Genomic DNA, 18,970 nt, shown 5'->3' on the forward strand with positions numbered 1-18,970 from the left:
GGCAGCGCCGGTGCACGGCACACCGGCAGTGGTCGGTGCGCGGCGCGCCGGGAGGGGCCCGGTCAGCCCAGTCGTACCGGCAGCTCGTGCAGGTCGTTCTGGGTGACGATCGGCTTGTTCCGCAGCTCGGATGCGGGCACGGCGAGCTCCAGCTCGGGGAACCGCTCGTACAGCGCGGGCAGGGCCACCCCCGCCTCCAGCCGGGACAGCGCCGCACCCGGGCACACGTGCGGGCCGTGACCGAAGGCGATGTGGCGGTTGGGGGAGCGGGTGACGTCGAACTCACCGGCCGACGGACCGTGCTGCGTCTCGTCGCGGCCGAGCGCGCCGAAGGAGACGATCAGCGCCTCGCCCTTCGGCAGCACCTTGTCGCCCACCTGGATGTCCTCGGTGGCGAACCGGATCAGGACGTGCGACGTGGGCGTGTTCCAGCGCAGGGTCTCCTCGATCACGTTCTCCCACGGCACCTCGCCGTTCAGCACTTGCTTGCGCTGCTCGGGGTGGGTCTGGAGCGCGACGACCGCGTTCACGATCAGGCTGATCGTGGTCTCGTGACCGGCCGCGATGATCAGCTGGAGGGTGTTGACGATCTCCTCGTCGGTGAGGTGGTCGCCGTCCTCGGAGGCCGCGATCAGGGCGCTGGTGAGGTCGTCGCCCGGGTTCTCCCGCTTGCTGTCGACGATCTTCGTGAAGAGCGTGCCGAGGTCCGCCAGCACCTGCGGGACCTCCTCCGGCGGCGTCTGCGTCGAGAAGAACTTCTCGAAGAGCTCCTTCAGCCGCGGGTGGTCCGCGCTGTCCACACCCATCAGTTCGCTGATGACGTTCATCGGCAGCGGGTAGGCGAACTCCGCCTTCAGGTCGACCGGCTCGCCCTTCGGCAGCGCGGCCAGCCGGTCCAGGCTCGCCGTGGTCAGCGCCTCGATGCCGGTGCGCAGCCGTTCCACCCGCTTCACGGTCAGCGCCTGCGCCACCAGGGTGCGCAGCCGGCGGTGGTCCGCGCCGTCGACCGTGAGCATGGAGCGGCCCGGGTTGGCGAGCCCGATCAGTGGCCAGTCCAGCGGTATCTCGCCGCGCTGCCAGGCGTTCCAGACGTTGATGTCCTTCACGATCCGGCTGTCGGTGAGCAGCTGCCGTGCCTCGGCGTGGTGGGTGACCGCGTAGCAGTTCACCCCGCCGGGCAGTTCCACCTCGGCGAGCGGACCGGCGGCCCGCAGCCGGGCGCTCTCGCCGTCGAGGTCGGTGACGAAGGGGTCGAGGGCGATCCGGGTCATCTCTGGTCTCCGGTGTCGGTGGCCGCGGTGGGGCCCGGGGCGGAGGCGGGGCCCAGGGCAGGGGTGGGCGTGAACGTCACCGGCAGGTCGGTCAGCCCCCGCAGCCACGGGGACGGCCGCCGGGTGAGCTGCTCGGCCGGGACGGCGAGGTCGATGTCCGGGAGCCGGTCGAGCAGGACCTCGATGCCGGTACGGGCGATGACCTCGGCGGTCTCCTGGGCCGGGAACGGGCAGCGGTGCTCGCCGTGGCCGAAGGAGAGGAAGGCGTTGTTGCCGCCGGTCAGCGCGGAACCGTCGGTGCGGACCTGCGGGTCGGCGTTGGCGGCGGCGATGCCCAGCAGCAGCAGGTCGCCCGCCTGGATGTGGCGCCCGCCGAGGCGGGTGTCGCGGGAGGCCCAGCGGCCCGCGACGTTCTGCGTCGGGGTGTCCTCCCACAGCACCTCGTTCATGGCCTCGGCGACGCTGTGCCGGCCGCCCGACAGGGAGGCGGCGAACCGGTCGTCGGTGAGCATGAGCCGCAGCGAGTTGCCGATCCAGTCGGCGGTCGGCTGGTGGCCCGCGGCCATCATGACCATGAGGTCCTGGGCGACCTCCTCGTCGGTGAAGCCGCCGCGGTCGGCGAGCATCCGCGAGGTGACGTCGTCGCCGGGCGCGGCGTGCTTGTCGGCCAGCAGCTGCACCATGGACGAGACGAGGTGCTGCTGTCCGGCCAGGGCCCGTTCCCGGCCGTCGATCATGTCGTTGAGCGAGCCGACGAGCGCGGCGCCGACGGTGTCGCTGAAGCCGTAGAGCTTCGCCAGGACGAGGGCGGGGAGCAGCATCGTGTACTCGGCGATGATCTCCGTGCCGCCGGTGGAGCAGAACCGGTCGATGAGGCCGTCGGCGAACTCCTCCGCGTACCGCTTGAGGGCGAACGGGTCGACGGCCTCCAGCGCGTTGCTGATCATCGCGGCGCGTTCGGTGTGCCGGGGGCCGACCGTGTACAGGATCGACGGCTGCTTGCGGCCGATCATCGGCAGCAGCGGCCAGTCGGCCGGGATGCGGTCCCACTGGTTCCACAGGTCGGAGTCGCGGCTGAACAGCACCGGGTCGGCGGTGACCTGGTGCAGTTCGCGGTAGCCGAGCACCAGCCAGGCGGGGACGTCGCCGTCGAGCACGACGGGCGCCACCGCACCGTGCTCGAGGCGCATCTCCCGGTACAGCCGGGCCGGTTCGGTCTGGAACCGGGGGCCGGAGAGCGGCACGCGGCCCTGGGAGAAGGGGCAGCCGGAGACCGGCGCCGGGGACTGGGTCACGAGGTGGGCTCCGGGGTCATCGCCGGGGTGATCTCCGGGCGCGGGGCGGGGTCCGAGGCGGGGTCCGGGGTGCCGGACCGCTCGGCGAGCCTCTTCTGGGAGAGGGTGCGCAGGTACTCGACCAGCGTGATCAGTACGTACTTGCTGGACGAGCGGTCCCGGGCGTCGCACTCCACCAGGGGCACGTCGGCCGGGAGGTCGAGCGCCTCCCGTATCTGCTGCTCGCTGTGGAGCGGCCCGCCGAAGTCGTTGCACGCCACGATGAACGGCGTGCCGTGGTGCTCCAGGCGGTCGATGGCGTACCAGGAGTCGGCGAGCCTGCGGGTGTCGACGAGCACGACGGCGCCGAGGGTGCCGGAGAACAGCCGGTCCCACAGGAACCAGAAGCGCTCCTGGCCGGGTGCGCCGAAGAGGTACAGCACCGAGCGGGCGTCGAGCGAGATGCGGCCGAAGTCGAAGGCGACGGTCGTGGACGTCTTCGACTGCACGCCGTCGAGGTGGTCGACGGCCTCGCCCGCGCGGGTCATGGTCTCTTCCGTGTTCAGCGGACGGATCTCGCTGACGGAGCGGACCATGGTGGTCTTGCCGACCCCGAAGCCGCCGACGACGACGATCTTCAGTCCGTTGTCGGCCGTCGCCTGCAGGGCGGCACGGTCAGAGGTTGCGGAGTCCAACGAGCACCTGTTCCAGGATGTCGGGGTCGGGGAGCCGGTCCGCGACACGGGCGGTACGGGGGTGGCGGGCGCTGATGCGGCCGGTGTCCAGCAGATCGGACAGCATGATCCGGACGATGCCGACGGGCAGGCCGAGGCCCGCCGCGATCTCCACGACCGCGGTGGGCCGTTGGCACATCCGCAGGATCGTGACGTGCTCCGACTGCATGCCGGGGGTCGGCTCGCACTCGGACACCACCAGCGTCACCAGGTCGAACGCGTCCGAGTCGGACCGGCTGCGGCCCCCGGTGAGGGTGTACAGCCGGTCCGGGTCGTCGTCCCGGCCGGGCCGGGGACGGGGGCGGGTGGTCATACGGCCGCGGTCGCGTCGACGGCGGGGGAGCGCGGCGGGGCGCTGAGGTGCTCGCCGAGCTGCTCGACGAGTTCGCTCATGTTGTGCCCGATGAGGCCGACGTCGGAGTCCTCGGAGGCGACGACCGCGAGGTGGGCGCCGTCGCCCGCCTCGACGATGAACAGCACCCCGCCGTAGAACTCGGCCATCGCGGACCGTACGCCGCCGGTGCCGTCACCGAACTCGACGGACGCGCCGTGCGACAGGCTCTGGATGCCGGCGGAGATCGCGGCCAGCTGGTCGGCCTGGTCGATGGAGAGCTCGGGGGTGCGGCACAGCTTGAGGCCGTCCCGGGACAGGACGAGGGCGTGACGGGCGCCGGGGGTGCGCTCCAGCAGCCCCTCCAGCAGCCAGTTGAGCTTCTCGTCGGTGGTCGCGGTCATCGGGTGTTGCCTTCTTCCGGGTGCGGGGAATTGGCCCGAACAGCCTGACGGAAGCTGCTGAAGCGGGCTGCCTGTTCCTTGGGGTCGGAGGTGCGGGGACGGGGGGTACTCGCCCCGTCCGGGTTGGCGTGGGCGTGGGCGCGGGCCTCGGCGGCGGCGAGGGTGTGGCCGCGGCGGCGCTTGGGCAGCCCGCTCTCGCCGAACCGGGGGAGGCTGCGGGTGGTCTCGGAGCCGTCCGCGGGGGTGTTCGTGGAGGTGTCCGCAGAGGCGTTCGCGGAGGTGTGCGCGGAAGCCTCCTCGGATACGGAGGTGGGCGCCGGGGTGCTCGCGGAGGTGTGCGCGGAGGTGTGCGCGGAAGCGTCCTCGGACACGGGGGCGGGTACGGCGGCGGGCGCGGCGGCCTGGTCCGGGACCCGGGTCGCGGCCGGGGTCGTGGTCGCGGCCGGGGTCGTGGTGGGTACGGGTTCGGCGGCTGCCGGGACCCGCGCGGGGGCGCGGGTGAGGAGCTCCTGGGGCAGCATCATCAGGGCGCCGGTGCCGCCGCGCGCGGACGGGCGGAACGACACGGTCAGCCCGTGCTTGCGGGCCAGCCGGCCGACGACGGCGAGGCCGAGCCGGGTGCCGGACAGCCCCGTCAGGTCCTGGACGTCGGCGGACACCGCGCGTTCGGCGCGGCGCAGCTGCACCTCGCTCATGACCAGGCCGCTGTCCTCGACGGTCAGCACGATGCCGGCCGGGACCTCCTCGACGTACACGTGGACCTCCGCCGTGGGCGGCGAGAAGTTGGCGGCGTTGTCGAGGAGCTCGGCGAGCGCGTGCATGACGCCCTCCGCCGCGTGACCGGCGACGGCGACGTCGCTGGTCGAGTGGAGCCGCACCCGCTGGTAGCCGCTGATCCGGCCCATCGCGCCGCGCAGGATCGACTCCATCACGATCGGCTTCGCCCAGCGCCGCCCGGAGCGGGCGCCGGTCAGCACGGCGATGGAGTCGGCGAGCCGGCCCGCCTGGGCGGTGCGGTGGTCCAGGTGGAGCAGGTCGCCCAGGACGTCCTCGGCCGCGTGCCGGTGCTCCATCTCGCGCAGGTCGGCGAGCATGCTGGTGGCCAGGGCCTGCATCCGGCCGGCGGCGTTGGCGCAGGCGGCGAGGGCGGCGGAGCGCTCGGTCTCGCTGCGGGTGGCGCGGGCGGTGAGCCGCTCGATCTCGGCGGTGAACCGCTGGGTGTCGGCGGCGGCCTGGGCCGCGGCGCGGGCGGTCTCGGCCTCCGCGGCCGACCTGATCCGGGCGGTCTCGGCCGCGGCGGCGGACTTGATCCGGGCCGTCTCGGCGGTGAACCGCTGCCCCTCGGCCGCGGAGGCGGACACGAGGCGGCTGATCTCGCCGGTGAACCGCTGGTTCTCCGAGGCGATACGGGCCCGCAGGCGGTTCGCGGTGCTGCGGGCGTGGACGGCGGTGGCCACGGCGGCGGACAGCACCACGGCGGCGGCGCCCGCACCCCAGGCCAGCGTGGTCCGCACCGAGTCGGGGGCGGCGACGACCGCCCACAGGCACAGGGCGCCGGTGACGGCCAGCGATATCAGCAGGGCCGCTGCGGTCGGCCGGGATGAGGGGCTCAATGGGAGTCCTTGGGAGTCCTTGGGGGCGGACGGGTGCGGACGTACGGGCGGGCGGGCGGATGGTCGTGCGGTCTTGCGGGTCGAGCAGGTGGATCAGGTCGTGCGGTCTTGCAGGTGAAGCGGGTGGAGCGGGTGGAGCGGGTGGAGCAGGTTGAGCGACCGATTATCGATCTCGGCCGAGATTGACCGAGTCCGACCGAGGTCGATCGGTGTGAACCGCTCGGATCCGGGTGGTTCCGGACGGTTCGTCACAGCAGGAGCAAAAGCGACAACTGGAGCTGGTAATTCCAAGGTAAGTCGAGGTCACTATATGAGAATTGGCGCTCTCTTTGGGAAGCGCTTGTGGTGTTTTCTGTTGCGTATGTGATCAGGCGTCCGACGTATTCCGACGTAGCGGCGTATTCACGGGAAACACGCCGCCCGGAGCGGCCGGACGGTCCGGGCGGCGGCATCCTGGGGCCATGGCCGCACACCGGAATCAAACGGAACACCCCGCACTCGAACGGGCCCTGCGCGCCGAGCTCCGCGGAGAGGTCGAATTCGACGCCGCCGCACGGGCGTTGACGACGATGGACGCCTCCAACTACCGCCGCGTCCCGCTCGGCACCGTCGCCCCGCGCGACGCCGCCGACGTCTCCGCCGCCCTCGCCGTCTGCCGCGAGCACGGGGTCCCCGTGGTGCCGCGCGGCGGCGGAACCTCCATCGCGGGCCAGGCCACCGGCACCGGCGTCGTCCTCGACCTCACCCGCCACCTCCACCGGATCGTCGCGCTGGACGCCCCCTCCCGCACCGCGGTCGTCCAGCCCGGCGTGATCCTGGACGACCTGCGCACCGCCGCCGCCCCGCACGGCCTCACCTTCGGCCCCGACCCCTCCACGCACGGCCGCTGCACCCTCGGCGGCATGATCGGCAACAACTCCTGCGGCGCGCACTCGGTCGCCTGGGGCACCACGGCCGACAACGTGCACACCCTGACCGTGGCCCGCTACGGCGGCGACACCCTGCGCCTGGGCCGGGCCGCGACGACCGGCCTCCCCGACGCGTTGCGCGAACTCCCCGCGTTCGCCGCAGCGAACCTGGCCCTCCTGCGCACCGGCTTCCCCGACCTCCCGCGCCGCATCTCCGGATACGCCCTGGACGCGCTGCTGCCCGAGCGCGGCACCGACCTCGCCCGCGCCTTCTGCGGCAGCGAGGGCACGCTCGGCGTGGTGACGGAGGCGACCGTACGACTGGTCGAGGCACCGGCGGCCCGCGCGCTGGCCGTACTCGGCTACGCCGACGAGTCCGCGGCGGCCGAGGCCGCCCCCGGCCTGCTCCCGCACCACCCGCTCACCGTCGAGGGCATGGCCGCCGACCTCGTCCGCGCACCGGCCGGGCTGCCGCGCGGCGGCGCCTGGCTCTTCGTCGAGACGGGCGGCGCCACCCCGGCCGAGGCCCGCGCGCACGCCGAACGCGTCCTGCGCGCCGCCGACGCCCTGGACGGCACCGTTGTGACCGACCCGGCCGGGCAGCGGGCCCTGTGGCGCATCCGCGAGGACGCGGCCGGCACCGCGACCCGCATGCCGGACGGCACCGAGGCCTGGCCCGGCTGGGAGGACTGCGCCGTACCGCCCGCCCGCCTCGGCCCCTACCTCCGCGAGTTCCGCGCCCTGCTCGCCGGGCACGGCCTGCGCGGCACCCCGTACGGGCACTTCGGCGACGGCTGCATCCACGTCCGGATCGACTTCGACCTGCTGAGCACGGCGGGCGTGGCCCGCTTCCGCCGCTTCTCCGAGGACCTCGCCGACCTGGTCGTCGCCCACGGCGGATCGCTGAGCGGCGAGCACGGCGACGGCCAGGCCCGCGCCGAGCTGCTGCCCCGCATGTACGGGGACGAGCTGGTCGCCCTCTTCTCCCGTTACAAGGACATCTGGGACCCGGACGGCGGCATGAACCCCGGCATCCTCGCCCGCCCCGCCCGGCTCGACGAGAACCTCCGCTTCGAGGTGCTGCCGAAACGCCCCGTGGACGTCGCGTTCGGCTACCCGCACGACGGCGGCGACTTCTCCGCGGCTGTGCGCCGGTGCGTGGGCGTCGCCAAGTGCCGTACGCCCCGCACCACCGGCGCGGACGTGATGTGCCCGTCGTACCGGGCGACCGGCGAGGAGGCCCACTCCACCCGGGGCCGGGCCCGGCTGCTGCACGAGATGCTCGCGGGCGAGGTGATCACGGACGGCTGGCGGTCGGCGGAGGTGCGCGAGGCCCTCGACCTCTGCCTGTCCTGCAAGGGCTGCCGGAGCGACTGCCCGGTGGGCGTCGACATGGCCACGTACAAGGCGGAGTTCCTGCACCACCACTACCGGGGGCGGCTGCGCCCGGCCGCGCACTACTCGATGGGCGGGCTGCCGGGGTGGCTGCGCCCGGCCGCCCCGTTCGCCCCCGTCCTGAACGCCCTGGCCCGGGTCCGCCCCCTGGCGGCCCTGGCCAAACGGCTGGCCGGAATCGCCCCGGAACGCACGCTTCCGGTCCTGCCCCGACGGCCGTTCACGCGGTGGCTCGCACGGCGCCGGGGCAAGGGCACGGCGGTCATCTCCCACGACCGGGTGGTCACCCTCTGGCCCGACACCTTCACCAACCACCTCTCGCCCGAGGTGGGCCGGGCGGCGGTCCGCGTCCTGGAGTCGACGGGCCGCACCGTGCTCCTGCCGGGCCGGGGACTGGTCCCGGCGGGTCTGGGGCCGGAGTCGGCCGGCCGGGGACTGGGCCCGGGATCGGCGGGCCGGGGCCTGTGCTGCGGCCTGACCTACGTGTCCACGGGCCGGCTCGACAAGGCCCGCAAGGTCATGCGCCGCACCCTGGACCGGATGGGGCCGAGCCTCGGCGACCCGCTGGTCGTCCTCGAACCGAGCTGCGCCGCCACCCTCCGCACCGACCTGCCCGAACTCCTCCCCGACGACCCGCGCGCCGCCGAACTCGCCGCCTCCGTGCGGACCTTGGCCCAGTACCTGGAGGAGTACGCCCCGGACTGGCGGCCACCCCGCCTGGACCGCCCGGTCGCCGGCCAGACCCACTGCCACCAGCACGCGGTCCTGGGCGACGCGGCGGAACGCCGACTGCGCGAACGGGCCGGACTGACGGGCGAACTGAGCGGCGGCTGCTGCGGCCTCGCCGGAAACTTCGGCTTCGAACGCGGCCACTGGGACGTCTCGGTGGCCTGCGCGGAGGAGACCCTGCTGCCGTCGGTACGGGCGGCGGCCCCGGACACGGCCTTCCTCGCGGACGGCTTCTCCTGCCGTACGCAGCTGGACCAACTGGGCGGCGTACGGGCCCGGCACCTGGCGGAACTGCTGGCGGAGGGCCTGCCCCCGGAACCGGACGCTCCCTGAGCACGGGCCCGAGCCTCGGATCTCGGGTCTCGACCCCCGGACTTCGAGCCCCGGACTTCGAGCCCCGGGCTTCGGACTTCGGGCTTCGGGAGGGCTCGTTCACTCTCCAGGGTGTACGAAGGCGAGGCCGGCGCCGGGACTTGAGCTTCGGGATTCGGGAGCCGAAATTCGAGAGCCGGGATTCGAGCTGTGGTGTTCACGCGGTTGGTTTTACTGGGGGGTTGGGGAAACCCCCCTCCCCTCCCATACCCGTATCGGCCAGCAAGTATGACTAATCGTGACCGAGTTGCGGCGCAGAGTCGCGACTGTCTACCGTGCCAAAGGAACGACCCCGGACGCGGTGTTGACGCACCGGCCGGGGCCTGACCCCAAGATCGAACCACCTAGAAAGACGATCCCGTGGCTGCTTCAGACCTTAGCTCCGCCCCCTGCGCGCCCGCATCCTCGCGCGCCCCCCGGAAGGCCCGTCCGGGCTACGGAAAGCGTTCCGTTCCGGTGCAACGCCCCCCGCTCGAAAGCGATTTCGCCTTCCTGCCCGACCGCGAACGGCACATCGCCGGCTTCATCGACGCACTGCCCGACGGCGCGGTGATGGACATCAAGTCCCTGGCCAAGGTCCTGCCCCTGTACGGCCAGATGGCCGTCAGCAGCGCGTTACGCGCCCTCGGCGTGGCCGGCCACCTGCGGCGCGTCCGGGAACGCAGCGACAAGGGCGACCAGGGACGCCCGGTCCGTTGGGTCACCCGCACCTACTGGTCACGCATCGCCCGCGACAACGAGTGGTGGAACGCCTTCCTCAACGACGAAACCGAGCCCGCCCCCGAGCCCGTCCCCGTACCGGCGCCGGTCCCGCAACAGCGCACCGAAGAGCCGCAGCCGGCACGGGAGTTGGAGCCAGAATCCCAGCCGGAGCCCCAGCCCCAGCCAGAACCCCAGCCCCAGCCAGAACCCCAGCCGCAGCCGGAACCAGAACCAGAACCGGAGCCGGAAGCGGGGAGCGAGGAGCAGCGGCCTTCGAAGGCATACATGGCCCTGGCCCGCCTGGGCCGCGCGGATTCCCGGCTGGCGCTCTCCGCGGCGGACTGTGCGGAGCTGGAGCCGTTGGCGGCCGAGTGGTTTGAACGGGGCGTGGGTGCCGAGTACCTGACGAGCGCCCTGGCCGCCGGACTCCCCGATGCCATCGGCTCACCCTTCGGCTTCGTACGCCGCCGCCTGCGCGACAAGCTCCCGCCCCGCATGCCCGCCTTCAGCACCCGGCCCACACAGACAGCCCCCCTGCGCCGCAGGATGGTCGAGTGCACCGAATGCCGCACCCCCGGCCGCCCCGAAGCGTTCCGCGACGGCCTGTGCAAACCCTGTCGCCGGCCCGACCCCGACCCCGTTTTCTGACCGCCACCGCCACCGGCGGTTGACGGCGGTCAGTCCGCGTACACGAAGAGCAGACACAGGACGGCGAAGAGCACCATGGACCCGCCGAGCAGCGTCAGCGCGGCCGGGACCGCCGCCGTCAGCCGCCTCTTGCCCTTGCGCAGGCCCGAGCGGAACACCCGGCAGGCCAGGACGAGCGGCAGCACCGTGAGGGCGAGGAAGACCACCGGCACCAGGAACTGACCGGCCGCGGTGGTTCCGGTCTCGGTGGACGACTGCCAGACCGTCGTACCGAAGACCATGACGGGTCCGGCCAGCAGGAAGGACGAGAGGCCCAGCACCACGGCGACGATGACTCCTTCAGTCAGCCGCTCGGCCCACCCGTGCTCCTGGTGCACTTCCGCCATGCCTCTGCTCCCCATGTCCGTTCCTCCCGTCCCCGGCGTCGAAGAACTCGCACGCAAGTGAGCCGGTCTCCACGGGACATTTCACAGGATCCGGTGACCGGAGCCGACACCGGCCTACGAGGCCCCGTCGAGGACCTCGCGCAGCCGCTGTGCGAACTCGTCCGGCTTCCCCGGGTATCCGAACTCCCCGTCGCAGAAGCCGCCGTGGTGGCTCGGGAACACGGTCACCCGCCGGCCGAGCAGTTCGGCGGTCGCGACGGAGGTACGCCCGGTCTGCACGTCCACGGACTCCTCGCCCATGGCGATCACGACCCGGGTCGGGGCGGCGGCGATCGCGTCGGCGTCCGGCCGGTAGCCGCTGACCGCCCATGACCGGTCGGACAGCAGCGGATCATCGCGTGAGCCGTCGTCCTCCGTGGGCATCCCGAACGCGGCGGGATCGGCCTCCGGCTGGGCGAAGTACGCGTCGGTGAACTCTCCCTCCCACGAGGTCATGGCCACGAACGCGGCCATCCCGGCCCCCCATCCGCGCTTCTCGTAGGCATCCCGGACCCCCGCCCGCGCCCGCACGGCCGCCGGGCCGTCCGGGGTGAGGGTGATGAGCGGCGGCTCGTGCGCGACCAGGGTGATCACGTCCGCGGGGTACTGCGCCACGACCGCGAGCGCGGTGACCGCTCCGCCACTGCTGGCGAACATCTCGACCGGCCCGGCCCCGAGCGCCTCGATGACGGCGTGCACGTCGTCGGCCTGGGTCTGCGGCGTGTGGTCGGTCCGGCCGTCCTTGCGAGTGCTGCGACCGAGCCCGCGCGGGTCGTAGGTGGCAACGGTCCGCTCGGGGAAGCGCGCGGCGAGCGCGGCAAAACCGGCGGCGTCCATGGGCTGCCCGATCATCAGCAACGGCGGACGCCCGTCCGCGGTCGGCAACGGCCCGCGAACGTCGTAGACGAGGTCCGCACCGGCCGTTTCGAGTGTGTAGGTCTTCATGCCCATACAGACCGGCCCCGCCCCCAGAACTCATCGGTCCGGCGGACACCGCTTCGAACAGAGCCGAACCGGCTCGGCCCGCCGGCCGGGCAAGGGCCACTGCCCGCCGTCACCAGCGGGCGACGAGCTTCTCCTCCGTACCCCGGTTGCGGTACAGCCAGGTGGTCCCCGGCGCGACGGCCCCGGTCAGATAGCCGACGATGGGCTCCCGCTGCGTTGCGCTGTCCAGCTCGCCGATCAGCTCCAGGGCCTCGGGCAGGGGGAAGAAGGCGGCCTGCTCGATGTCGTCGTCCTGCGGCGCGAGCTCCCCCGCCCACTCGTCGACCTCGAAGGCAGCGGCCAACGCCGAAGGGTGCCGCTCGGAGTCGACGTGCACGAGGAACGCGGTCCGCACGGGGTCGCCCACGGCAGCCACCACGAACATTCCGCCCCACCCCTGGAAACGGCTGCCCGCCGGGGGCTCATGACCGGGGCTCCATCGAGCAGATGCGGGGTAATTCCTGCTCGGATCAAGGCTGTTGTCGGCTAACCTCCCCTGGAACCTCTTCGAGACCGGTCATCCCATGTAGAGAAAGAGGAGAGTCATGGCAGTGGGTGACGAAAATCTTGTCTCGGTTGTTCGTGGGCTGGCTTCCTCGGACCTCGATGTCAGGGAGGAGGCATCCGAAACGGTCTGCGACTGGCTGAAATCCTTTGATCGTCGGGAGGTGAGACTGCTCTCTGCGCTGCTGTCCTCCCTCGTGGTTCTGGAAACCGAGCCGGACTGCCGCGAAAGCGAACTGAATGCTTTGGGCGGGCTCACCGAGACGGGCTTCGTCGAGGCCGAGGACCTCGCGCCGCTGAGGCAGATCCGGCGCGATGCACTGGACAGGGCGACGGTGGATCACTTCGACTACCTTGCGGAAGAGTATTTCTGACCCGGGTTCGCAGTTGTTACGGAAAGCGTGAAATGGACTGCAAATGACTTCGCGGGGCACTCGGTGCATGGAGATCCTGGTCGGATTCGGTGAGTTGGCATGGTTCAAGCTCGTCTCGGGGCCGGACTCCCTCCGCGGCCATCAGCAGGTTCCTTACCTGGCGTGGCGGTATGACTCTCCGGGAGAGGGGATCGTGGAAGTGTTCGAGCGTGCGGTAAATTGCAACTCGCTGCAGTTTGGGTGGGTATTTGATTCATCCATGAAAAACTGGCTTATAACTCCCTCTCGTGTCGTTCGGGAGCTGGAGGAGCGTGGCAATTTCAAGTCTCAGGAGATCATGTGTGAAATAAAAGATGAAGACCAAGAGTTTTGTGTTGCGGCCCTGCGCGATTTCGATCGGATCATTGATTTCTTGGGGGATGTCTCATCTTCCAGCAGGCGAAGAAGGCGTCATGACCCATGAGTCGGGTTCCCGGGCCGGCCTGGACACCACAACGTACGGTTCGTCGGGCATCAGAGGTGAGCCCGGTGCGGCGACGCCGGATTGCAGGCCTCCGAATCGATTGAGGCAGTACTGACCGTGAGACTGGCCTTCGAAGACGACTGGTATGCGACGGTGACACCCGATCCGCTGCCCGTCGTCCCCCGCTTTTCGGGCAATTCCGTGGCCATTGCGCACCACACGAACCGGGAAGAGCGTGAGCGCTTCCTCCTGGACACCTTCGGCAGCCAGGAGTGGCTGTGGGACACCCCGGACACGCTTGGGTTCGACCGGGGCACCCGGGAACTGATCGGCGCCGAGTTCGAGCTGCCCGGTGAGTCCGCCTCCGCCGAGGACTGCGCCCGCCTCCCTTCCACGCCTCCCGTCCGCCCGGGCGGGCTGCGCGCGGACGAAGAGCGGAACTGCCGCCTTGAGGTGACCTCGGTGCTGTGCCGTGCGCCCGGGGACGCCGTTCTGACCTGCCTGCGCGACCTCGCCGTCCTCGATGAACCGCTGGAGGCCCGCATCGGCATTGCTCCGGACGTGGCGCTCCTGGTCCAGCACGGCTCCGTCGTCGGCTGGAGCCTGACTGATCCCGCACGCTATCTGACCACCGGTTACGCCGCCCCCGACCCCACCCCGCCTTCCCCGTCCACCCGCCGACTGCTCAGCGCGTGCCTGGACCTGATCACCGAGCCGGTGATCGACGGCGTGATGGACGGCGAGCCGGCTGCTCTGGCCCGGCTCCGGACAGCCCACCAGGCCCTGCAGGACCAGCACGAGGACCGGCACCGGGTCGACGCACTGCTCGCGCTCACCGCCAACTTGGTGGAGGACTACGGGAACTGGTGACGGTCGGCCGAAGAAGTCGAGCCGAACCTGACGAACGGCCCCCGCTGCACGGCGAGGGCCGTCCGGTCGGGTATCAGCGGATCACCCGTGGTGCTTGGCGAACTCCACGAGGCCGGTGAACGCCTCATTCGTCAGGGTCAGGTGCGGGCCGCTCGGATTCTTGCTGTCGCGGATCAGGAACTCACCGGTTGTGCGTGCGTGGTCGGGCGCCCACTCGACGCACTGCCCCCCGTCACCGCCGCTGTAGGTGCTCTTGACCCACCGTATGGACCGAGGGTCGGGCGCGCTGCTCATGTGGCGTGATCCTCCATGATCTTGCGAATCAGGGTCAGTGAATCTTCCTCGGACAGCGCCGCCATGCGAAGCCGGTCGAACATGCCGACGGCTGCCGCCACCACGCTAGGGGAGTTGTCCACCTGACCACCATGGGTGGGGGTCTCGGTGTAGACCGCGTGAGGTGCGTTGTTCGACGAGAGCAGCGTAAACGGCAGATGGCTGGGTGCGGCACCTGCCCTGTACGGCAGCACCTGGACCGTGACGTGGGGCGATGCCATCTGCGCGATCAGGTGCTCAAGCTGCCCGATCATGACGTCCCGACCACCGACGCATGCGCGCAGGACGGCTTCGTGAATCACCACCCACAGGAGCGGTGGCGCGTCGCGCTCTATGACGGCCTGCCGTCTGATGCGCAGCCCCACGCGTTCCTTGAGTCGTTCCTCCGCCTCGCGCGGGTGGGCGGCGCGGAAGACAGCAGTCGCGTACTCCGTGGTCTGCAACAGGCCCATGAGGAACGTGCACGAGTAGTCCGTGATCCCGCTCGCGGATTCCTCAAGGGTGATGTACGGCACGAACCATTCGGGATGCCCCTGCTTGCCCAGCTTGGCGCGCAGGCGGGCGTACACGCCAGGCGTTCCGGCCACGCGATCCATGGCGTCCGCGAAGGCTTCCGACGCGAGCACGGAGCCGTTCTCGACCTTGCTGACCTGCGCCTGCCGGTAGTGCAGTTTGTCCGCGAACTGTTCCTGCGACAGCCGCAGGGCTGCACGCAGCGCCTTGGTCTCCTCGCCGAAGTACACGGCGCCGTTCGCCGGCTCCTGTGCCTGGTCGGCCCCTTCGATCACCTGTTCAACTCCCCAGTATTCCGCTTGCGTTGGAATGGCTCCAGGTCTATCGAGCGTACGCGCCCCGAAGCCATGGTGTGAGCAAGAAGTTACACAGAGCAGCGGGAGTGAACAGCCAATGGCACACGGAGCGGCGGACATGACGACGGCAGGTGGCGAACTGCAGCCGACGGAGGAAGGCATCGAGGACGCCGAGCGGGCGCGCGACGAGTTGAGGGATGCGCTGAGGGTGGCGGGGGTGAAGCTGCCGTCCCTGTCCCTCGATGCCGTTTCCTGTGCGGGGACCGCCCCGGGTGTGCTGGTCGACCTGGGGCGGTGCAATGTGGAGACGGCCCGTGCGCTCGCTGTCGCGCTCCGGCGGGAGGCGGGGCGGTGACCCGGCGGGTGTTCCGTTACGTTCCGTTCTCCGTCGAGCAGGACGTGACGGCGGAACCGGAGTACGGGGCGCGTTGTGTGTCCGGTGACAAAACCGAGTGCGGTGCGGAGTTCGGTACGTACGGCGGTCCCGGGCCGGTGGAGGAGTGGCAGCGCGGGCACACGCAGGAGACGGGCCACCGGCGCTACCGCCGGAACTTCGGCGACTACGCGGTGCTGCGGCCGTTGACCGACGAACCGGCCCGGCTCGCGCGGACGCACGGAGGAACGGCGTGAGGTTCGCCCCCGCCGCCGGGCGGCCGTGGCGCGATGCGTGGCCGCCGGTCGCGCGGGCGGATGACGGCAACGCGTGGGTGGAGGGGGCCTGTTGGCTGTACTGCCGACGCGAGGGCGTGCGCGTGCTGTGGATCGGTTCCGTGCATACCCCCGGCGCGACGGGCGACGTGTACGCGTGCGGTCCGTGCCTGATGGAGATCGACCGCATAGTGCGAGCCCAGACCCACCACCGCGACACAACCGACAGCCGCGACACAACCGACAGCCGCGCCGTACGCCCCGCACGGACCGTGCGGCCCGCGAGACTCGCCCTGCCCGCCCACACACCACCGGCGGGCGGGCCCGGGACGACGGCGTGCGAGCACCGGCAGACCGAGAACCGCGCCGGCAAGACCTTCTGCCGGGCCTGCGAGCGGCAGCTCTACCTGTGAGGAGATCGCTTCCTCTCTCGGGGAGCGATCGGGGCTGTGTCGCACCCGATTGCGCGCAATCGAGCCGCTTCCAGGGAAAACCACAACTCGCCGCAATTCTTGCTCGCTCGGGCCATGTCTCGCTCATCCTGGATCTCCGACTGCACAGCCCTGGAGGGCGATGTGACGCTCAGGCTCATCGGTACGACCAGCGACGAAGGCGACTGCCCCACTTTGTACGAGATCGAGGGAACGGACGAAATCCTCGTCCAGGGCGATCGTGAGACCGACCCGGAACACCTGGTGCAACTGCGGGACGTGAAACCGCACGAGGCGTTCATCCGCGTCCCGCGCAGCTTGCTCACCCGGTTCGCGCCGAGGTCCGAGGCACCGGAGTTGCAACCGTTCTCCTCGATCTCCCATCTGTTCCGCGAATTCCGGCACACGGCGTGGCGGCTGGAGACCCGCCGCGGGTACGCCTCCGATCGGCGCAGTCCGAAGTGGACGCGCTGGCAGGCCGGCGAGAACGTCGCCGGGGACGCGAGCGGCTGGCTGGAGAACGTCGCCGGACAGACAGCGGCCGGCAAACGGTTCGAGCGCGTCCGCCTGGTCGACGAGCCGCTCACCGAGGGACAACAATTCCTCCTCGCGAGTGCACCCGGCAACGTGGGTGCCGGCGAGGACATCCGCACTCTCTCCCGTGCACGGGCCGAGCAGCTGCGCCTGCCCGACTACGATTTCTGGCTGTTCGATTCCAGGGCCGTGGCCCGGTTCGCGTTCGACGAGAACGACACCACTCTCGGTGTGTACGTCACGGAGGACCCTGCTGAGGTACTCGCTGCCTGCCAGGCACGTGATGCCGCCTGGCATCACGCCGTGCCCACGCAACAATTCGCGAGGTAGCTTCGGCAGTGTGACAACCGACTTCCAGACCGCTCGTGAAGCCCTCGGCGCACGCCTGCGGGAGCTGCGCACCGAAGCCGGACTGGAAGGAAAGGACCTCGCTGCTCGGCTCGGCTGGCAGGCCTCGAAGGTCTCGCGGCTCCAGAACGGCAAGCAGACCCCTACTCGTGCCGATCTCACCGCGTGGGCGCACTCTGTCGAACAGCCGGATGCGGAGCCCGAGTTGCATGGCCTGTTGGCCGGGTTGGACATGAAGCAGCGCAACCGGTCATGGCGCAAGCAGTTGGCCAGCGGCATCGGCAACAGGCAGGAAATCGCGGTCAGGCTCACCGAGAACACAACACAGATCCGCGGTATCGAGGTCTCGCGGGTTCCCGGCCTGTTCCAGACTCCGGAGTACGCACGCACTGTCTTCGACTCCCTCGCCGAGTTCCGGGGCATTCCTGCGACGACCGAGGCGGCCGTCGAGAAACGGATGCGCAGGCAAGAGGCCCTGTACGACCCGGAGAAGACGTTTCGGTTCCTGATCTGCGAGGCAGCTCTGTACCACCGGCCGTGCCCGGCCCAGGTGATGGCCGAGCAACTCGATCGCCTCTACAACCTCGTCGGTCGGCAGCGCGTCGAGCTGGGCATCATCCCGTTCGGCGCACAGCTGCGCCGTACCGCTCCTCACGCGTTCTGGATCTACGACACCCGGTTGGTGATTGTCGAGACGATCACCGAGGAGCTGTGGCTCACCGACAACGAGGACGTACAGCTGTATGAGCGAGCGTGGGAGTGGCTGGCCGACTCTGCCGAGTACGGGGCACCGGCTCGACGTCTGATCGGCCGTGCACGTGCGTCGCTGGACCTCGGGTGAGCAATCTCTGCACCCGTATTCGCAATCCTGGGCAATCGGACCGCAAGTAGGCATCCGACGCCTCTACTGTCCTGGTCATGGCCTTACGGACACACAGCCCGTGCCTGGACCGACCGGCTTCCGACCTCTCGGGCTGCACGCTGATTCACCGCACACGGGAGGCGGGCGCGCCCTCGCCCGGTCCCCGCTGGGAGCGGCCCCGGAAGTCCGGCAGAGGTGTTCCGCCGACCGCCGTGGACGCCCCTCGGGAGCCGCACCCGGTCGCATCGCTGTCGAATGCCCAGCAGCGTGGCGTGTGCTGCGTGTTCTGCGGCATCACCCTGTCCGCCGACAACGCGGTCGGCCTGGGGCCTGGGGCGATCGATGTGCTCGGGTCCATCGTTCGCTGGTTCCCCCGATCCTGTCGGAAGGACGCGTCGACGTGATCTTCCTGACGAAGCCGGTCCGCTCGCGCGGCGACAAGGCGTACCGCACGCTCCTCGACCACACCTGCTGCTGTGCTGCCTGCCGGTGTGCGCCGTGTCCGGTCGCGGGCCGGCTCACCCGCGTGTGGCAGCAGGCCCGCGGGCGAGGTGCGATCGCTGCCGACAGTCAGTGAATTACGAGGAGTCGAGAGCGTACGACGCCTCCGGCGCGACCGGTCCCGGCGGCACGGTCCGTGTCCACGCGCGATCGTGCCCACTGCCCGTTTCGACGCGGCCGGCACCACCCCACCCACTGCACGAAACGACCGAGGAGGAGACTTGCAAACACACACCTCAGCCACCGGCACGACGGTACGGGCCCCGTGGGGGCTGCGCCGGATGACTCCGCTGCGCAACGGTTCCCCCTCGCCGTGGCGGTACGTGGGTGTCGACCCGGCCACGCAGACCGGCCGGTGGGTCGGGGAGGACGGAACGATGACACCGGCCGAGCTCGGGAGGCACGGCACGTCCGTCAACACCTATCCGCCCACGCAGGTCGGCAAGGACGGCAAGATGGACGCCGACTCCGGCCACGACGCGACGCAGGACTAGGGGACAGCG

Annotated in this window: 22 protein-coding genes; 11 read left to right on the plus strand and 11 right to left on the minus strand. The window is 70.8% G+C overall.

Annotated features, from left to right (window positions below):
• Positions 1-62 precede the first annotated feature (62 nt).
• Genes OCT49_RS19715 through OCT49_RS19740 form a run of 6 tightly spaced genes read right to left on the minus strand, consistent with a single transcriptional unit; the run spans position 63 to position 5,627 of the window.
• Complete coding sequence (locus OCT49_RS19715) at positions 63-1,271, minus strand: cytochrome P450 family protein (protein WP_283853176.1); 1,209 nt, start codon at positions 1,269-1,271, stop codon at positions 63-65.
• The gene (locus tag OCT49_RS19720) at positions 1,268-2,566 is read right to left on the minus strand and encodes a cytochrome P450 (RefSeq protein WP_283853177.1); all 1,299 of its coding nucleotides are present in this window, start codon (positions 2,564-2,566) and stop codon (positions 1,268-1,270) included. Before OCT49_RS19720 ends, OCT49_RS19715 begins: the two co-directional genes overlap by 4 nt.
• Positions 2,563-3,240: a GTP-binding protein gene (locus OCT49_RS19725; protein WP_283853178.1), complete on the minus strand. Its 678-nt coding sequence runs from the start codon at positions 3,238-3,240 to the stop codon at positions 2,563-2,565. The genes OCT49_RS19720 and OCT49_RS19725 overlap by 4 nt, the downstream gene beginning before the upstream one ends.
• Complete coding sequence (locus OCT49_RS19730) at positions 3,221-3,592, minus strand: DUF742 domain-containing protein (protein WP_148837267.1); 372 nt, start codon at positions 3,590-3,592, stop codon at positions 3,221-3,223. The genes OCT49_RS19725 and OCT49_RS19730 overlap by 20 nt, the downstream gene beginning before the upstream one ends.
• Positions 3,589-4,014: a roadblock/LC7 domain-containing protein gene (locus OCT49_RS19735; RefSeq protein WP_283853179.1), complete on the minus strand. Its 426-nt coding sequence runs from the start codon at positions 4,012-4,014 to the stop codon at positions 3,589-3,591. The genes OCT49_RS19730 and OCT49_RS19735 overlap by 4 nt, the downstream gene beginning before the upstream one ends.
• A complete protein-coding gene (locus OCT49_RS19740) occupies positions 4,011-5,627 on the minus strand; it encodes a sensor histidine kinase (protein ID WP_283853180.1) in 1,617 nt (538 codons plus the stop codon). Before OCT49_RS19740 ends, OCT49_RS19735 begins: the two co-directional genes overlap by 4 nt.
• Before the next feature lie 461 nt (positions 5,628-6,088).
• Between OCT49_RS19740 and OCT49_RS19745 the strand changes: the two genes are divergently transcribed.
• Together OCT49_RS19745 and OCT49_RS19750 are read left to right on the plus strand one after the other, a co-directional pair.
• Positions 6,089-8,992 (plus strand): FAD-binding and (Fe-S)-binding domain-containing protein, encoded by a 2,904-nt coding sequence (locus tag OCT49_RS19745; protein ID WP_283853181.1) that lies wholly within the window; start codon positions 6,089-6,091, stop codon positions 8,990-8,992.
• A gap of 495 nt (positions 8,993-9,487) precedes the next feature.
• Entirely contained in the window at positions 9,488-10,381 is an 894-nt protein-coding gene (locus OCT49_RS19750; protein WP_283853182.1) for a MarR family transcriptional regulator, read from the plus strand.
• A 29-nt stretch (positions 10,382-10,410) separates the two neighbouring features.
• Here OCT49_RS19750 and OCT49_RS19755 read toward each other — a convergent pair whose 3' ends face one another.
• The 3 genes from OCT49_RS19755 to OCT49_RS19765 form a co-directional block, all read right to left on the minus strand.
• Positions 10,411-10,767: a hypothetical protein gene (locus OCT49_RS19755; protein WP_283853183.1), complete on the minus strand. Its 357-nt coding sequence runs from the start codon at positions 10,765-10,767 to the stop codon at positions 10,411-10,413.
• Between the two features lie 114 nt (positions 10,768-10,881).
• Positions 10,882-11,751 carry an alpha/beta fold hydrolase gene (locus OCT49_RS19760; protein WP_283853184.1) on the minus strand — a complete coding sequence of 290 codons (870 nt, stop codon included), beginning with the start codon at positions 11,749-11,751 and terminating at the stop codon, positions 10,882-10,884.
• A gap of 109 nt (positions 11,752-11,860) precedes the next feature.
• A complete protein-coding gene (locus OCT49_RS19765) occupies positions 11,861-12,175 on the minus strand; it encodes a hypothetical protein (RefSeq protein WP_283853185.1) in 315 nt (104 codons plus the stop codon).
• Between the two features lie 160 nt (positions 12,176-12,335).
• Between OCT49_RS19765 and OCT49_RS19770 the strand changes: the two genes are divergently transcribed.
• The 3 genes from OCT49_RS19770 to OCT49_RS19780 all read left to right on the plus strand — a co-directional run bounded on the left by OCT49_RS19770 (position 12,336) and on the right by OCT49_RS19780 (position 14,001).
• The gene (locus OCT49_RS19770) at positions 12,336-12,668 is read left to right on the plus strand and encodes a hypothetical protein (protein ID WP_283853186.1); all 333 of its coding nucleotides are present in this window, start codon (positions 12,336-12,338) and stop codon (positions 12,666-12,668) included.
• 67 nt (positions 12,669-12,735) lie between these two features.
• Positions 12,736-13,131 carry a hypothetical protein gene (locus OCT49_RS19775; protein WP_283853187.1) on the plus strand — a complete coding sequence of 132 codons (396 nt, stop codon included), beginning with the start codon at positions 12,736-12,738 and terminating at the stop codon, positions 13,129-13,131.
• Positions 13,132-13,248: 117 nt separating this feature from the next.
• Positions 13,249-14,001, plus strand: coding sequence for a hypothetical protein (locus OCT49_RS19780; RefSeq protein ID WP_283853188.1), 753 nt, complete (start codon positions 13,249-13,251; stop codon positions 13,999-14,001).
• Positions 14,002-14,082: 81 nt separating this feature from the next.
• Here the strand turns inward: OCT49_RS19780 and OCT49_RS19785 are convergent, their stop codons facing one another.
• Positions 14,083-14,295 carry a DUF397 domain-containing protein gene (locus OCT49_RS19785; protein WP_283853189.1) on the minus strand — a complete coding sequence of 71 codons (213 nt, stop codon included), beginning with the start codon at positions 14,293-14,295 and terminating at the stop codon, positions 14,083-14,085.
• Complete coding sequence (locus OCT49_RS19790; protein WP_283853190.1) at positions 14,292-15,122, minus strand: helix-turn-helix domain-containing protein; 831 nt, start codon at positions 15,120-15,122, stop codon at positions 14,292-14,294. The genes OCT49_RS19785 and OCT49_RS19790 overlap by 4 nt, the downstream gene beginning before the upstream one ends.
• Before the next feature lie 139 nt (positions 15,123-15,261).
• Here OCT49_RS19790 and OCT49_RS19795 point away from each other — a divergent pair, with 139 nt between their 5' ends.
• From OCT49_RS19795 to tgmA, 6 genes are all read left to right on the plus strand, one after another.
• A complete protein-coding gene (locus tag OCT49_RS19795) occupies positions 15,262-15,498 on the plus strand; it encodes a hypothetical protein (protein ID WP_283853191.1) in 237 nt (78 codons plus the stop codon).
• Positions 15,495-15,773, plus strand: a complete 279-nt coding sequence (locus OCT49_RS19800; protein ID WP_283853192.1) for a DUF7848 domain-containing protein — start codon at positions 15,495-15,497, stop codon at positions 15,771-15,773. Before OCT49_RS19795 ends, OCT49_RS19800 begins: the two co-directional genes overlap by 4 nt.
• Positions 15,770-16,204, plus strand: coding sequence for a hypothetical protein (locus OCT49_RS19805; protein WP_283853193.1), 435 nt, complete (start codon positions 15,770-15,772; stop codon positions 16,202-16,204). Before OCT49_RS19800 ends, OCT49_RS19805 begins: the two co-directional genes overlap by 4 nt.
• A 162-nt stretch (positions 16,205-16,366) precedes the next feature.
• A complete protein-coding gene (locus OCT49_RS19810) occupies positions 16,367-17,086 on the plus strand; it encodes a DUF6879 family protein (protein WP_283855863.1) in 720 nt (239 codons plus the stop codon).
• A gap of 10 nt (positions 17,087-17,096) precedes the next feature.
• Positions 17,097-17,945: a helix-turn-helix domain-containing protein gene (locus tag OCT49_RS19815; RefSeq protein WP_283853194.1), complete on the plus strand. Its 849-nt coding sequence runs from the start codon at positions 17,097-17,099 to the stop codon at positions 17,943-17,945.
• A 743-nt stretch (positions 17,946-18,688) separates the two neighbouring features.
• Positions 18,689-18,961 (plus strand): putative ATP-grasp-modified RiPP, encoded by a 273-nt coding sequence (tgmA, locus tag OCT49_RS19820; protein ID WP_283853195.1) that lies wholly within the window; start codon positions 18,689-18,691, stop codon positions 18,959-18,961.
• The last annotated feature ends 9 nt before the right edge of the window (positions 18,962-18,970 follow it).

Source organism: Streptomyces sp. ML-6 (assembly GCF_030116705.1).
Classification (GTDB): Bacteria; Actinomycetota; Actinomycetes; order Streptomycetales; family Streptomycetaceae; genus Streptomyces.